The sequence below is a fragment of the Paenibacillus sp. FSL H8-0548 genome, from assembly GCF_038630985.1.
Lineage (GTDB): Bacteria > Bacillota > Bacilli > Paenibacillales > Paenibacillaceae > Pristimantibacillus.
On record NZ_CP152049.1, the window covers coordinates 1113993 to 1130624 of the forward strand.

At 41.8% G+C, this 16632-nt stretch carries 9 protein-coding genes and 3 pseudogenes; 5 read left to right on the plus strand and 7 right to left on the minus strand.

Annotation, left to right across the window (positions count from 1 at the left end):
- Positions 1–147 precede the first annotated feature (147 nt).
- Positions 148–927, minus strand: a complete 780-nt coding sequence (gene istB, locus MHI37_RS04640; RefSeq protein WP_076337922.1) for an IS21-like element helper ATPase IstB — start codon at positions 925–927, stop codon at positions 148–150.
- On the minus strand, positions 924–2507 hold the full coding sequence (istA, locus tag MHI37_RS04645) for an IS21 family transposase (RefSeq protein ID WP_076337923.1): 1584 nt from the start codon (positions 2505–2507) through the stop codon (positions 924–926). Before istA ends, istB begins: the two co-directional genes overlap by 4 nt.
- A 383-nt stretch (positions 2508–2890) precedes the next feature.
- Here istA and ltrA point away from each other — a divergent pair.
- The 4 genes and pseudogenes from ltrA to MHI37_RS04665 form a co-directional block, all read left to right on the plus strand.
- Positions 2891–4128: pseudogene (gene ltrA / locus MHI37_RS04650) on the plus strand (group II intron reverse transcriptase/maturase); the annotation flags it as partial.
- Between the two features lie 189 nt (positions 4129–4317).
- Entirely contained in the window at positions 4318–4473 is a 156-nt protein-coding gene (locus tag MHI37_RS04655) for a hypothetical protein (RefSeq protein ID WP_179090249.1), read from the plus strand.
- A gap of 325 nt (positions 4474–4798) precedes the next feature.
- Positions 4799–6028: pseudogene (locus MHI37_RS04660) on the plus strand (transposase).
- A 162-nt stretch (positions 6029–6190) separates the two neighbouring features.
- Complete coding sequence (locus MHI37_RS04665) at positions 6191–7336, plus strand: IS256 family transposase (protein WP_179090251.1); 1146 nt, start codon at positions 6191–6193, stop codon at positions 7334–7336.
- A 143-nt stretch (positions 7337–7479) separates the two neighbouring features.
- Here MHI37_RS04665 and MHI37_RS04670 read toward each other — a convergent pair.
- The 4 genes and pseudogenes from MHI37_RS04670 to MHI37_RS04685 form a co-directional block, all read right to left on the minus strand.
- A pseudogene (locus MHI37_RS04670) lies at positions 7480–7766 on the minus strand (IS3 family transposase); the annotation flags it as partial.
- A 451-nt stretch (positions 7767–8217) separates the two neighbouring features.
- Positions 8218–9453 (minus strand): DNA sulfur modification protein DndB, encoded by a 1236-nt coding sequence (locus MHI37_RS04675; protein ID WP_076337926.1) that lies wholly within the window; start codon positions 9451–9453, stop codon positions 8218–8220.
- 17 nt (positions 9454–9470) lie between these two features.
- The gene (locus MHI37_RS04680) at positions 9471–9971 is read right to left on the minus strand and encodes a hypothetical protein (protein ID WP_076337927.1); all 501 of its coding nucleotides are present in this window, start codon (positions 9969–9971) and stop codon (positions 9471–9473) included.
- Between the two features lie 28 nt (positions 9972–9999).
- The gene (locus MHI37_RS04685) at positions 10000–10827 is read right to left on the minus strand and encodes a hypothetical protein (RefSeq protein ID WP_076337928.1); all 828 of its coding nucleotides are present in this window, start codon (positions 10825–10827) and stop codon (positions 10000–10002) included.
- A 334-nt stretch (positions 10828–11161) separates the two neighbouring features.
- Between MHI37_RS04685 and MHI37_RS04690 the strand changes: the two genes are divergently transcribed.
- Entirely contained in the window at positions 11162–12991 is a 1830-nt protein-coding gene (locus tag MHI37_RS04690; RefSeq protein WP_083676366.1) for a DUF2357 domain-containing protein, read from the plus strand.
- Between the two features lie 401 nt (positions 12992–13392).
- Here the strand turns inward: MHI37_RS04690 and MHI37_RS04695 are convergent, their stop codons facing one another.
- Positions 13393–16509, minus strand: coding sequence for an ATP-binding protein (locus tag MHI37_RS04695; protein ID WP_083676367.1), 3117 nt, complete (start codon positions 16507–16509; stop codon positions 13393–13395).
- Between the last annotated feature and the right edge of the window lie 123 nt (positions 16510–16632).

Sequence of the window (16632 nt, forward strand, 5' to 3'; positions counted from 1 at the left end):
GCGACCGAAAGTCGTAAGCAAGTGTAATTGTCAACTGAAAAATCCCCCACATGAGTATTTAAAACTCCCCCACCTGTGAAAAATAGTACACAGTATCTGAGGGGTCTCCATGCCATAACAACAATAGATCATGAAGCGTTGTTTAAATTATCCAAATTGCTGCTTGCTGAGCCATTCCTTCGTTTCTTTCATGCGATACGAATTGCCATTCATATTGACGATGTAGGATTGATGCGTCAAACGATCAATCATCGCTGCGGTCATGACTGGATCTTGGAAGATTTCTCCCCAACGTTCAAAGGATAGGTTCGTTGTAATAATGGTAGATTTCCGACCGGCGCGAAGAGACAGGTGGGTGAATAAGAGTTCCGAGCCTTCTCTGTCGAATGAGATATAGCCCATCTCATCAGCAATAACCAAATCGTATTTCTCGAAGCGGTTCTGAAAGGCGCGCAGCGTTTGCTGTGCACGGCATTCTTTTATCTGGTTTATCAACAGGGGAACGGTTGTAAACCATACCTTGTAGCCCTCCATACAAGCCTTAATGCCAAGTCCTAAGGCCATATGGGTCTTACCGGTTCCGGGGTTTCCAGACATAATCACATTGCGTCCCTCTGTAATAAAGTCTAGGCTTTTCAATTGTTTCAGTTTCTTCTGGGCATCTTCAGGCAAATCACTAACAGACAGATCTTCCAGATACTTCTTGTGTGTAAATTTGGCTAAACGAATGCGGTTGTAACGGGATGCTTCAAGACGTGCATCACATTCTTTTTGCAGCAGGTTCGCCAAAAACTCCTCATAGCACATTTCTTTTTGGTTGGCTTCTCGGATCTGTTCCTCGGCATACTGCCGTATCATAGAAAGCTTCAATTCCGCACTGGATGCCATTACCGACTCCATCCAAGCTTTGCGGGGGGACTGACTCATGCAATCGCCCCTTCCATTTGTAAGGTATGGGTGCCAAACAGATCGTCATATTGACGTAATTGTGCTTCAGCGTGCTGTAAAATGGCTTGCGATGCCTGTGAAGACTGCAAGGTTGGAACTACCGTTTCCCGTCCTTTGGCGCATAGGGCTTTCACTTTAACCGTCGTCACGTGGCTTGGGTGTATCTTATACAACTGCTGAATGCTACGCTGCACTTCTTCTAGTTTGGCCTCGTCACGTAAATAGTGCAGCAGCTCTACAAAATCCTTTTCACGTCTGGTATAATAAGTCTCATACATGTGTTTGATGTGGGATTGAGCCTGCGCAAGTGCCGTGCTACCGGCTAATGCGCCAGGCTTTTTCTTTAGGGTATCAAGGTAATGGTCCAGTTCTAATCGCCATTCATGGCATCCAACGAGTCGGTTATGTTCGGCGATCTTTGTTTCCTCATAAAAGCATTGAATAAGACCGGAGTAGATCTTAACCAGGACGAGCTTGCCAACCAGATGATCGGGAACGGAGTAATGGTTTTGGTCTACAATGACCGTTGCATATTTATCTACCCGTGCATGTACAACACGTGCGGCGTCAAACAGGGGTGGTTTCACGAATAAGAAAGGTCGTTCTTCCTCTAAGCAGGCTATCGCTGACTTACCTTCCCGGCTATCTTGCGACTTATGGTTCAGTCGTTCACATACTCCGAGCAGATAGGCATTAGCTTCCTCCAAGGTTTCAAACGTATCCCGAAAAGCGAATGCTTTGCGCCGGACGACCTCAACCGTACGCTCCACATGGCCTTTTTCGTTGCCGCTATGGATGTTACAAAACCTGAATCCAAAGCCATAGTAAACAGACAGTTGCAGCAATCCATCGGTAGGTTCTTTCTCCGTGCCGACAAAGCGTTTAACGGCAACCTTCATATTGTCGTAGACGAGCGTTTGGTATACACCATTTACCTGTGCGAAGAATCTGGCGTGCGCCTCCTGAAAGCATTCGGTGGTCTGCTTGGTAAACAAATGAGCGTAGCGGTAGTTCCCATAAGCAGAGGTAAAGGCAGCCATTTGGAATACTCGGAGCGTTCCATTCACCGTAAGTTTGACCTCACCCCAATCGAATTCACATACATCGCCAGGCTCATAAGAGGCTTTAATGTAGGCTTCTTTCGTTTGTTGCTCCAGCTTTCTAATGGCACGCAAAACAGTACTGTAACTAATATTCGCACCATCTGCCGCCATCGCTTCATAGATATCCATCGGCTTTTTCTGCTGTTTACGTTGTCCCTTTCTCCGTTTCTCTTCATTTTCTTCTAGATGCGCCTGAATGATCTGCTCCATGGCTGCTGTTAACTTACGTTTCGGGCGCTTTCCAGTTGTATACGTTGGCGTTTCTACAATACTTCGAATAAGTTCAATCTGCCCATCTTCTCCGCTAATGAGTTCCTTTCTTTGATCTTCATACCGCTCAATGTATTTACGAATCGTCTTACGATCCACGCCTATCATTCGGCTAATCTCTCTCTGCGACCTTCCATCACGATAATTCATCAAGATTATGTTCTGTTTTTGAATCAAGCTGATCATCTCTCCCTGCCCCCATATCATCGTTCTGACTCTATGGGTTTATCGGTTTAAGTGGGGGAGTTTTAAATGATTATGCTGGCGTACTTTTAAGTTAACAGATACAAGCAAGTCCGAGAGGGTTAGTTGAATGTACAGAAGTCAGCAGAAGCCATAGTAGGCAAGTTGTTGCAACAGGTTGCTGAAGGGCTGAACATGGAATAGGAAAGAGACGACTTGACCGTTCGAGGATGGGTGTTCAAAGCAGACAATCCCGGTTTTTTTTTTTTTTTTTTGAAGTGACTTATCTGAGGGAAGTAGCGGTGAATACGCAAGGATACTCAGAAGGGCAGAGCTCATCCACGGTACAAAGAGAAGAAACGTTCACGCAGGGAGTGTATCGAAAGATGATCGAGGAAGTTCTGTCACGAGCAAATGGGTTAAGGGCTCTAGCAAGAGTTGAGGAGAATAAGGGAAGCCATGGCGTAGACGGCATGTCGGTAAAATCCTTACGCGGACACCTCGTACAAAACTGGCCGACCATTCGAGAAAGCATACGAAAGGGAACCTACCGACCAAGTCCAGTCCGACGGGTCGAAATCTCGAAACCGAACGGTGGAACAAGGTCGTTAGGCATCCCAACCGTGACAGACCGCCTCATTCAACAGGCGATCACGCAAGTATTGACCCCCGTATTTGCCCCCAGGTTCTCCGAACACAGCTATGGATTTCGTCCGCAAAGACGAGGACATGATGCGGTAAGGAAAGCGAGAGGCTTCATGCAAGAGGGATACCGGATCGTAGTCGACATCGATCTCGAGAAATTCTTCGATCGCGTTCATCATGACCGCCTGATGGCAAGAATAGCAGAACGAGTCAAGGATAAAGCATTGTTGAAGCTCATTCGTTCGTATTTGCAAGCAGGTGTGATGGAAAATGGACTGGTTCGAGCAACAGAAGAAGGAACACCACAAGGCGGTTCATTAAGTCCTCTATTATCCAACATAGTCTTGGACGAGTTGGATAAAGAACTGGAGAAACGAAATCTCCGGTTCGTTCGTTACGCGGACGACAGTAATATCTACGTGAAGACGTGGAAGGCAGGTCAGCACGTCATGAACTCCGTTGTCTCGTTCATCGAACGGAAGCTGAAATTAAAAGTGAATCAAGAGAAAAGTGTGGTAGATCGACCATGGAACCGCAAGTTTCTAGGTTTTACATTCGGCATGGAGAAAGCGAAGCCGCAGATTAGAATTGCTAAACCATCTTTGCGACGAGTTAAAGCAAAGATAAAAGCGATGACATCGCGGAGCCGCTCAATTCCGATGGAGATACGGATGAGGGAGCTGAACCAATACTTGATGGGCGGTGCGGTTATTACGCAATAGCAGAGACGAAGAGTGTGTTTCAAGAACTGGACGGATGGACGAGAAGAAGACTACGAATGTGTAAGTGGAGGCAGTGGAAATTACCGAAAACGAAGGTGAGAGAATTGATTTCTCTGGGTGTTCCGAAACACAAGGCCTACGAATGGGGGAACTCGAGGAAGAAGTACTGGCGTATCGCGCTCAGTCCAGTCCTTAGCCGAGCATTGGGGAACCAGTATTGGACAGCCAATGAGCTACAGAGCTTGACGGAGAGATACACGATTGCGGAATATGACATGAACCGCCGTATACCGAACGGTACGTACGGTGGTGTGAGAGGACGGGGGCTAGTCGCCCCCTCCTACTAAATTCCATTTATAAGGATAGGGAGGAAGTCGGTGTAGAGCAATTAAAATTGTACTTAGATGAAGATGAAGAACTAAGCATAGAAGAATCTCTTGATATATATGTTTGAAAATGAACTGGAAGTAGATGATGACGAAGATGAGGATAAAGATTACGAGTACGAATACCAAGATAATGATGAAACCGAGGAAATTGACGATTCATATTTCGAGGATCCAATTAAATTGTTGAAAATCATTGAGGATAGAAATGAATGAACACGTTGATTTTCCCCACCTAAGTTGAGGGTACAAGAGAAATTAAAACGATGAGATTGATGTGTAAGAGGTATTATGCTTAGAGGTGAAACAAGAATGATTATCTAAACATCTTTCAAACAGTGTGACGAATTGATCTGGACCCTTTGTCAAGTAACTCTAAAAAGAAGACTGTTAGGCAGCCAATAATAGACGATTCCTGTTCTGAGGAAGGCGCTGAAAAAGTCCAAAACTCATAAACAGGATACCATTCCCGGAAATTCTAGCGGAAGGGTGTCCTGTTTTCTTGTATAATAGAGGTAATCATAATTAGGTGGTGACCCGGATGATTTCAAACCAACAAACCTTAAATCTCAGTCCATATATAGGAATATATTACATTGTCGCACCTAAAGATAATATGCTACGTCAGATTAATGACCTTGTAGGCTTCTCGTTCGTCCATGAAGAACTAGAAGATAAATATTGCCTCGATAACGGTCGTAACGCAGTGCCTCCCATTCGGATACTTAAGTATTTGTTGTTGAAATCGATCTTCGATCTGTCGGATGTGGATATCGTAGAACGTTCTAAATATGACATGTTTCTCAAATATTTCTTAGATATGGCGCCAGAAGATGGGGTCATCAATCCCAGTTCACTAACCAAGTTTCGTAAGCTTCGCTTGAAAGATGTCAACCTACTCGACATGCTGATTCAAAAGACCGTCGCAATCGCATTGAAAAAAGAAATCATAAAAAGCAGCGCGATTATTGTAGATACCACACATTCAAAAGCGCGCTACAATCAAAAATCCTCCAAAGAGATTTTAATGGAGAAGTCTAAGCTGCAATGAAAAGCCGTTTATCAAATGGATGAAAAGATGAAAGATAAATTCCCTTCGAAAACAACAACAAACAAATTGGAAGACGAACTGGACTATTGCCGAACAGTCATTCAGGCTGTGGAAAAGGAAAAAAAGATTCGCGAATACCCATAAGCAAAAGAAAAGCTGAACTATTTAAAAGAAATCGTAGAAGATCACGAAGAGCATCTTCAATTCGCAAATGATCCGGATGCAGGTGTGGGTCACAAAACAGCTGACTCATCTTTCATTGGATATAAAACACATCTTGCGACGAATGAAGAACGAATCATTACAGCAGCGGTGATCACAACGGGTGAAAAGAAAGATGGAAAACAACTTCAAACATTGATTGAAAAAAGCCGTAATACGGGTATGAAGATTGATACCGTCATTGGGGACACAGCCTATTCTGAGAAAGATAATATCAGAGATGGATGTCATAAAGAAGGAGCGAAAAGTAAAACCTAGTTTATAACCATCAAATCGACAGAACATAAAGAACAAGAAGCGTTTCAGAACAGTGATGAATTCAAAGAGAAATCGAAAGAGCGATATAAAATCGAGGCGGAAAATAGTGAGCTCAAGCATAGACACGGATATGATGTGGCATCATCCTCGGGTCTAATTGGTATGCAATTACAAGGTGTCATGGCGATATTTTCTGTTAATCTCAAACTAATCATTACCCTCATGAAAGAATCAAAGTAAAAGAAGGCTGAGTCCATATAATTGTGTAAAATGGTGATCTTCATAAAAAGTAAGCCATAAAGTAAATACTCATCTAGAAGAAGTTAACCAGACCATTCCAGAGGCGAGTATTTAAACATGGCTCAATATCAGGTTACACTAGATCACCAATGATTAAACCAGCTGTTTATCGGAGAATCTCGAGATGCGAGCGTAGCTGCCCTGCTCGAGACCATCTTGAATCAAGTCTTGAAAGCCCAAGCGACAGAGCAATTAGCCGCTTCCGAGTATGAACGTACACCTGAACGGCAAGGCCAACGGAATGGAAGCTACTCTCGAAGCCTTACGACACGGGTGGGCAGTATTACCTTGCAGATCCCGCGGTTTAGAGACGACACGTTTTCGACGGAGCTATTTAAACGTTACCAGCGTAGTGAGCAAGCCCTTATGGTCACGTTGATGGAGCTTGTGGTTCAGGGCGTCTCCACTCGCAAAGTCGCTCGTGTTACGGAAGAACTCTGTGGACGAGCGTTTTCAAAATCCACCGTCAGTGATTTATGCAAGCAACTTGATCCCATCGTTCAGGCATGGAATAACCGCTCGCTGAAGGAAATGGTTTATCCGTTTGTTACCGTAGATGCAATGTATGTGAAAGTACGGGAAGACGGCCGAATCCGATCACGAGGCGTCTTTATTGGCTATGGTGTGAATAGCGACGGTAATCGAGAAATTCTCGGTCTTGCGATCGGTGATATCGAGTCTGAAGCCAGCTGGGGCGCTTTCTTTAGCCGCTTAAAGGAGCGCGGATTGCATGGCGTCGATTGCATCACGAGTGATACGAATGGCGGCTTGGTGAAGGCGATTCGTCAACATTTTCAAGGGGTCACCTGGCAACGATGCCAGGCCCATTTTATGCGAAACATCATGGATGCTGCCCCAAAAACACTACAAACCAGCATTAAAGGGATGGTCCGTTCGATCTTTGAAGCAACCGATGCAGAAGTTGCACGAAAATGTTTGAAGGAAACGTTAGCCGCTTTTCAAGAGAAAGCGCCAAAGGCGATGGATACGCTCGAGAACGGCTTTGACGATGCAACGGCCATGCTGATCTATCCCGAGGAGTACCGCGTCCGACTGCGGACTTCAAACGGCATTGAACGTGTGAACGGTGAAATTCGTCGACGTGAACGCGTGATTCGCATCTTTCCAAATCGAGAAGCCGTGGTACGCATGATTGGGGCTGTGCTCATGGAAATTGAAGAACACTGGGAAACCAGCCGCAAATTCATGGACATGACTGCCTACCATGAATGGCGAAAAAAACGTTGATATCCATTCCGCTAAGCTAGATGAGATTTTACACACAAATATGGACTTGACCTAAAAGAACATAGAAAAGGCGACATTCCGTTCTAATTTGAACGAAATGTCGCCTTTTTGATTTGAAACATGTCTTTAACTAATTAATAACGCTAGTTCTTCAGTGCCCTCGTTCTGAGCAGGGTCATCTTCTTTAATCCCCATTGATATCTGCGATTATTGTAATTATGAATATAACGATCTATTTCACGTTGCAACACTTTGAGAGATGTGTAGCTGTGATTGTCTACATGGTCTTTCATGTGGCCGGAAAACGATTCCTGAGGAGCATTATCCCAACAGTTTCCATGCCTAGACATGGAATAACCTAAACCCTGCTGTTTCAACAGTTTTTGGACGTGGGGCTTATGTAATGACATCCTATATCGAAGTGAATGAATCATTATGTTGACATTTACAATCAGAACCGTGAACCAGTCAAGGTCTTCAAGCATTCTATTAGCCTTGACAAGCAGCCCCCAGCACCTGCATGAGGTGCTGGGGACGGAAGGGGTCAAAGGTTTATCCCTTTGCGGAAAAAATCGATCCTCAATGTCCAAATCCAAAACAGATTCAAACGGCTCATACAGCACATCAACGTTGTTTTTGGGGTAAAGCTGAAAAATGGACCCTTTAACCTAATGCATAACGGCTTAAATACTGTATTTGGACATTTATGCCGTCTGATTGAGGACATCTTTCACAGTCTACCTTTGGACTGGGTGGCATGCAGTAACATGATAGACTGGACGAAAAGATGGGATGGGTTGCGAAACTTCAGAATGACTGAAAGAGAAAAGCTGGCTCTGCTATTAGAAAATGGCTAACTCGCCGTTGAGTGGGCTTCTTTTTTATGTCCTAATCTGTTGTAATACATCGAGTGCCTCAAGTGTATCACCTATTTTACCTTTATATTTTGCGTCAAGGCTATTCATTTCGTTCTCTCTTAATAATTCTGGATTGTACATGTAAAGCAATAAAAGTTTAACTAATTGGTTATCACCAGAGATTACCTTTTTCTCGTGGTCATTCCAGAGAAATTTAATCCATGGACGATCGTTTAAAGTCATATTAATGTTATTAAAATTACTCATAACTTCTTCTATTGACGACTGTTCGTTTCTTCTTTTTATTTCTAACGTTGCAGTGACAAATGGTAATAAACCAATAGGTCTGAATAGCAAATGTCCACCAGTATCCCTGTTTCGGAAGGCTTCTGCCGCTGTATCTCCATCAGATGATGTGAATTCTTTAATTACATTTAAATTTTCGCTAAATAAGCGCCAATAATTAAAAACGTAAACTTTAAATGCCTCAATATCATCGTCAGTGGGACGTAGCCTTTGGTAATCGGAAAGAGGTGTCCTAATGCCTTGTATAGTCTTGAATTGTTTTAATAGTTCTTTATTGCAATCATACAGTGTGATTACCGATGTAAAAGCTTTCTTATTATTTTCAGGTATAGGTTTACCCTTTGAGTCAAACACTCGTTCATTTTTAAATAAAGGGTAATTGACCAAAAGTTCTCTAGTGACAATTGCTACAACATCGTCTTCGTCTAGTGCTATTATATCCCTCATACTCACAGGCTTAGCGTATCTGTTTAATGTGCTAAATAGTCTTCTTGTTGTTTGCATGCCTTCTTCATCAGTACTGTGTCCAATAAAGATAACAGGCACTCTCTGGTCTGCTAAGTTACTGTCTTCTTCAAGTGCTTTTTTTATGCCTTCAGCGCGATGCTGTCCATCTACAGGAAAAATCTTTTCTGTACCAGAAAGCTTTAAAAAGCCCATATTGAAAAATTCTTCACCATCTTCATAACTAATCTCAACTTCTACCCATTCAGGATTTCCGTCATAAACAGCGAGTACAAGTGAATTGAAAAAACGTTCATTCTGATTTAATATGTAACTTGTAATTTTTTTGTAGTTATCTGTGATGCTACGTTGAATCATCTTACTTAGAGTAGTCGATTTATGCAATTCATCATTAATTTCCTTAACATGATTTGCTATATCAGAGAAGCTCATAGTTGATACATAATATTTCCAAACACCTATTTCTCCTCTAATCGCTGGCAATTTCATTTAACACACCCCCCTTTTTAAAATGCGCTGACTGCGCGTTTTATTGTTTTATTCGGAATTTCATCATTAAATGGTGGGATAAAGGAATTAATTAATTTTTCTTCAAAAGACGATATGAGATGATTGTCAGTAAGCTCCATATATCTTAAATGCAAATATGGTCCCCATTCCCGGATCATCGTATTTATTTTGGGCCGTTCATTTGGATATTTCTGAAAATAACTTCTACATCGCTTTTTTAAATTCTGTGAATCAGTATACTTAGCACGCCCAATATAGACTAGATAGTCTGTATTAGGCAGTATACCCGGTCTTATGTAAAAAAAGTATATGCCTCCACTTGTTGAGGGTAAGTTGTTCATGTTTTCATGCATTGCTGTACCCAAATCATTTAAAAATTTAGTTTCCTTAAATGTTGTTTGTGAAAAATCAATACCTTCTAACCCCCATAAATCAGGACACATTTTAAATTCAATTTTTGTACTATGTATTTTACGAATAAGATCTATTTCTTCCATTGTATGATCACCTTAGATTATATGATGTTTATAAATTTAAATTCAATGTTAACTGATTATCATCTTCTTCAATAATAATGTGTAAGCCTCTAGTAATATCAGCAACGGTTGTGTCCCGGTCTATACCAGAAAAATTAAAGTCTAATGAACTATATCCATCAATACTAATGGTAATATTATTATTTTTGAAATGGCTGATAATAAGCATTTGAACGGAGAGCAAAATAAGTCTTGAACATAATTGAATGAGATGTATTTGTCTGTTTTCGTATTCTATATCTTCATCATCTTCTGGTTGAGGAAAATGCAGTGCCCCATGAGCAAGTCTATTTCTTACTTTATAGATTACATTTAGAGCAACTCCCGAAATATTCAAAAAAGGTTTTAATCTAAACTCATCTATAATATCTTTATAACTATTTAACTCTGAAAAATGTTCATTTAATTTACTTAAGAGTTCTTTGTATAACGGAAGGGGCAAAGAATCGGTAAGCTTTAAGTAATAACATGAACTATTAATTTTCCCTCGATACTTAGGAGCTTCAGGGGGATTAATAATATCAATCAATGATTCTAAAGATCCCCATATAAAATTAAAAACTGAAATCTCCGTTATAAATTTCTTAAGTAGCAATTCTCTTCGGTCATCATATGAGTCTGCATGACCACACCAACCGTAGGAATCGTTAAAATCGTTTAAATCAAAGTTGATTTCTTTGATTCCTGAAGCAATCTCTAACCATTCAGCAGCTTGAGACCATTGATTTTGTCTATCATACATTTCTAAATAGTACATAAACTTCGCTAAATCATTACTATGTTTCCTCAAATCCTTAAGATTGGATTCATCTATCATTAAGCACCCCTCAAACCATCTATTATTCTATGGCATTCGATAATATTTTACAACATTTTACACGTTTTGTGTTATTAATTGTAATTTTCAAACAGGAGCGTACCACCTAATTAGCGATAGCGATCTTCAATGTAATGCTGAGTTTAGTTCACCAACTTGGTGAAAGGACACAGACATCTTCCAGTACGTTAATCTCGTATTCCGTAATGTGGGCAGTCCACTCACAGCAGCTTTGTTTTTTTTTCATGAGGCAACCTCCTGTCTGATTAGGTATCCTTGATTTTCTCACGAATGTTCAGTCCTAGAAGGTGTGCGAGATTAGACACATACACTTATAACAGGTCTCAAGGAAACACGCCATCAAAGCTTGAGCGAGTTCTTCACGATCCTTCAGCATGTATTCGCTCAGCTTGTGCAGGCGGTGGAACGGATTAATAGCTCACCTCACTCCAAACATCAAGTGGAGAACCGAGTAGTAGAAGCAGGCCGTTTGAAGAAGACGGGTAAGGAGAGTATTTCCTATCTGACCAAGCGTCCGCAATTGCTCGTACAGGACGATAAGCTTGGTTTTATTCCAATGAACGGACAACGTTATTACCCGAGCCATGCGATTGAGACGAAGAGGCATGTGGATTACGATACGAACGAGAATCGTTTTATTCGTTGGGTTCTGCTCCGTATTGCCAGCAAGCTGAAAGACTTGAAAACTCGCCTAACTGAGAAGGGACGCCTTAAGGATCCATTGCTTGCGCGGAAGCTGAATGATATGCAATCGCAGCTACAACGGCTGCTCAAGCTAGACTTTTTGAACGTTAAGGAGATGAGGCAGCTCTCCGTGTCACTTGTGCTTCAAATGGCGCCGGGATACCGTGAGGTGTATCGTAACTATTTGATGTTGATGAAGGGACTCTCTATCCAGAGTGATCTGTTCCGATTATCGATGAAGGATCTGGCACAGCTATATGAATACTGGTGCTTTCTTAAGATCCATGACTTGCTGAGTCGTAAGTATGAGCTGTTGAAGCAAGACATTATTAAGGTGAACCGCACGGGCGTGTTTGTTACTCTAGACAAATCGCAAAAGGCAAGGATGGTTTACCGTAATCCGCGGAATGGCGAAATATTTACACTTTACTACAACACCTTGCCAAGTGGTGAGCAAACGCCGACGATTTCTCAAAGGCCTGACAATGTGCTGACATTGAAGAAGAACGATTCCGATGCGGAATATAAGTATATTTTTGATGCGAAGTATCGGCTCAATCCAGCGTATGAGGGGACTCCCTACAGAAGGGATTACAAGCTTCCAGGACCGGAGGAGTCGGATATTAACACGATGCATCGATACCGTGACGCTATTGTGTACGCAGAGGGAAGCGGGAAAGAGCTGGAACGCAGCATGTTCGGGGCTTATGTACTTTTTCCCTATCACAACGAGGAGCAGTATCAAGAGCATAAATTTTATAAAAGCATTGAGCTGATTAATGTGGGAGCTCTACCGTTCTTGCCGGGATCCACCAAGCTGATGGAAGCCTTCCTGGATGAGATCATTATGGATAGTCCTGAGAAGGCATACGAGCGATCCGCAAGGCCGCGTGGGACGAAGAATTATTACGAGAACAAGCTTATTGGCAAAAATGTACTGGTAGGCTCGCTTCGAGAAGTACAGCAGCTTGATGATGCACTTCAGCTTAAATTTTATCATGTACCGCTCGAAAATATCTCCGACCACAAGCTGCTCACTCAGCTAGAATACGTGGCACTCTATCAGTCGATCAAGAAGTTTGAGCCACGCGGGGAAACGGGTATACACTGGTACGGTAAGATCGTGGACTGGAAGGTCATACGGCGCAAAGAGATTACCGAGCGGCCAGCAAGACCAGGTACAGAAGAAAAGCTGTATGTGAAGTTTACGGTAAGCGAGTGGGTAAAGCGGGATAAGCCGATCATTCCGGGGGGACGAGGAATCTATACGCTCTTGTACACTTCAAAGTATGTGTTCGACCGAGCTTTAGAGATTGCAGAGCTAAAGCTGGAGACAGAAGAGGATTTACGGGCGTGGCGTGAGCAACGGCGCTTGGGTCCTGTGACAGTTGAGCTCGATCACGAGCAAGTAGATTTGGCTAGTAGGGTACTAGGGGTTGGACGGTTATCTTCAACGTAATGTATGAATGAAGCACTCTCAATATAAGCTGCCCTTTGAAACGGTTATGCAACTCCTGATCGCTATGAGGGGCAACAGCATCTATAAGGAACTCTCGCAACGGACCCAACACATGTGGAGTGCTTAATATTGATGATTCGAAATCAATAAATGAGATGTGACATTATCGCTCAAGAATATTTGATGATAGGCGTACCAAACATATCGAAAATGTTTGTTCCTTGATCTATAGGGGTTTGAGTTAGTGAATAAAGGAGTTGGGGACGAATTGAGGACGTAATTTAATTTTACGTCCTTCATTTCATCGTGGTATTCATTTCGCCATGTCCCAGTCGTGGAGAAATAAGCTTTGCAAGAACAGCCTGGTTGATTAGGCGTTTTCACTTATGTATGAGTGAAAATTACAACAACTGCCTATTTTCTTTGATCTCGAGCATATGAATGATGATCGTTGTTCCTTTGCCCACTTCACTGTTCATTTGAAAACGAGCTCCTTTAATAAGTGAAAGCTTTCTAAATGGATTTGTGAAGCCCAATCGCTCATTTCGACCACGCATTAGCTCTTGCTGCTTTTCTAGAGGAATCCCTACACCATTATCCTCTATCGTGATTTTGATATGCTGCTGTTCCCGCTCGATAGAAAGACGCAGCGTTCCACCTTTTTCACTTTTGATTATCCCATGAGTAACAGCATTTTCCACTAGCGGCTGCAGTGTCATTGCCGGGATATAGGTTTGAATCGTTTTGTCGATATTATATTCGATATGAAGCCTTTCTTCGAAGCGCAATTGTTCTATTGCTAGGTAAGCCATCACTAATTGTATTTCTTCCTCCAAAGGGACGAGTGAGCGCTGCTTCTGGTAATCCAGCTTTCCTCGGAAATAGGTAGAAAGATGTTCTAATGCAGTTTGAGTTTTATTCTGGTCAGACCAACTTAGCGAAATAATCGCATTGAGTGTGTTGTATAAAAAATGCGGTGTAATCTGAGCATAAAAGTAGCTGAGTTCATGCTCCACAGCATCCTGCGCTGACTTTTTCATTAATAATAAGGACTCGATCCGCATCTCTAATTCCTTTGAATTAACAGGCTTTTGCAAGTAATCATTGGCTCCTAATTGGAAGGATACAACTAAGTCAGACAATTGTCCTGCTGCTGTTAATATGATGACAGGCAAATCTACTAAGTCTTGCTTCTGTCTGATCGTTTTGCAAACCTCATATCCCGTCATATGGGGCATCATTAAATCTAAAATTAATAGATCCACTTTTTCTGTTTCAATGATGTCGAGTGCTTCCTGCCCGCTGCCTACTGCAATTACGTTATAATGAAGTGAATGGAGCATATTAATAAGCACCTTCAAGTTGGCAGGCTCGTCATCTACAACTAATATCGTATGCGGTTTTGATCCTTTTACTTTTGTTGGCAGGATAACCTGCGACTGCTTCATCTCCCGATTTTTCATTTGGGTAGACGTAACTTGTTCGTTCATTTTGTGATTGTTTATTTCATTAAACCCTAATAGCTGCTGATTAGTAGCCAGTGGGATCGTAAAAGTGAAGCATGAGCCTTTACCTATTTCAGAAGTTACCCAAATACGTCCGCCTGCACTCTCCACAATTTTCTTGGTAATGCTTAATCCCAAACCAAGTCCTTCTGATTTCCTAGTCCGGCTGCTTTCAACTTGATAAAAGGTAGTAAATATGAGTTCTTGGTAATCTGAAGCAATACCTGGACCTGTATCCTCAACCGATATGTGCATCTGTTCCTCTATGATTTGAGCTGAGATCGTGATCGTTCCCTGCTTGGTGAATTTAATCGCATTGTAGATCAGATTGAAGAAAACTTGCTTTAGCTTTTGCTCATCGGTGTAGACAAGCGGCAAATTTTCTGGGATCGTATTGATCAATTGAACAGGCAGAGTGGGCGGCATAACATAGGCAATCTCAGCGAGCACTTCCTCAATAATTCGAATTTCGACCGGTCGGGATGTAAAAGACATCTCACCTTGCTTTATTTTAGAAATAAATAAAAGATCCTTAACTAGGCCTGCCAATCTTCTACTAACCGAGTGTATCAAAATAACACTTTCTTGCTGTTTTCTTTTTAAAGGCCCCTCTACACCCTCCAGCAGCGATTGAGAAAGATTCATAATGCCGTGGAGCGGAGTGCCGAGCTCGTGAGATGTTTTGACTAGAAAATCATCCTTCATTCGGTCGAATTCAAGTAATTCATTAGACAGTTCCTCCACTTTATTATATGCCTGCTGTGACCGGTGACTCATTAGTAGCGCCAAGCTCATCACCATAATTAAAAATAAAAGAAGTGACGGCACTTCGATATCCACATCAAATAGCAGGACAATTGCAAGTAGAATACCATAAACAGCAAAAGCGAAAACAACGATCAGCACATAGTCGGACTCATCCGTTTTTTGCTTATAGGCTTTTAGCAGCATAATAAAAATATACACATAACCAATAGCAGTAGTCCCTGAAATAATGAGTTGAATGAACGGAAATGGAACCTTTACCATTAGATCAATGGTCATGCTTAACACAAACACTGCCAAGGCTTGGAATCCTAAGATTGTACTTAATGCAGTGACGATCCTTTTGCTGGCAGACATGTTGAAGAAATGATAAACAAATAGTAGGAAAAACAATACGAAAAGTGTAAGTGAAACGGCTTGAATTCCTAGTTGTGAGGCTGGGCTGAGCTCCGGAAATAGTAAGTAGATCCATCTTTCATTTATCGTAGATATATGTACAGCTTGCGCTAAACTGAATAGACTGAAATAGAGCTCATACCGGAATTTTCGTTTGTGTTGTAAATATGTCGTAAAGTATATAAATGAAAACAGAAAATAGCCGGAAATGAGAAAGGCTTCAATGAATTTTTCACGGCCTTGTTTTGCTAATATTTGATCGGCTAGACCGAATTGGAGCGAACTGACAATCCCACCAACAGCATAGTCATAATTGGCAACTAGTATAACAAGTTCTATTTGTTTATTCCCGCTATTTCCCAAAACGATATATTTTTTGTAATCAAAGCGATATTCTTCGGTGCTTTTTGAAGGAACACCTGCTGAGCCAAGCTCTTCCCCGTTTAAATACACTTTATTGGCATTTCGAATCGTATTCAGCTTTACACCGTAAAGATCATCCTCCGGAACATGAATAAGCAAGCGATACGTCCCTGTCCCATAAGGAGTAGCGCTCTCAGCTAGATTGCGATCCCACGCTGTAGGTACTAGAATGGATTGGCGTTTGTTCTTATAACGTTCAAAGACATCCTCATCCGGGCTTGGCACAATTAACTCATTTGGATAGAAGTCCCATTCTCCATCAAGCGCTATAGTTTTTTCATTCTGCCAATCCCAATGCTGCAATGAAAGAACACCATTTTTCGCCACGAATGTATTGGAGTCGAATATACGAAATGATTGAAGGACAAAGTACGTTGTTAAGAGAGTGACAGCGATCATAATTAGAGTGAGCGTCTTTCTATTTTTCACATAGTCAATTCCTTTCACTATGAGAGCTTGATATAGCGGTGATGATGGGGGAAACTGCGGGTTGTCGAATATTCAAATAGTTTACCATAGATTTATTAGAAGTGTTAACGAGGAATTAGTCGA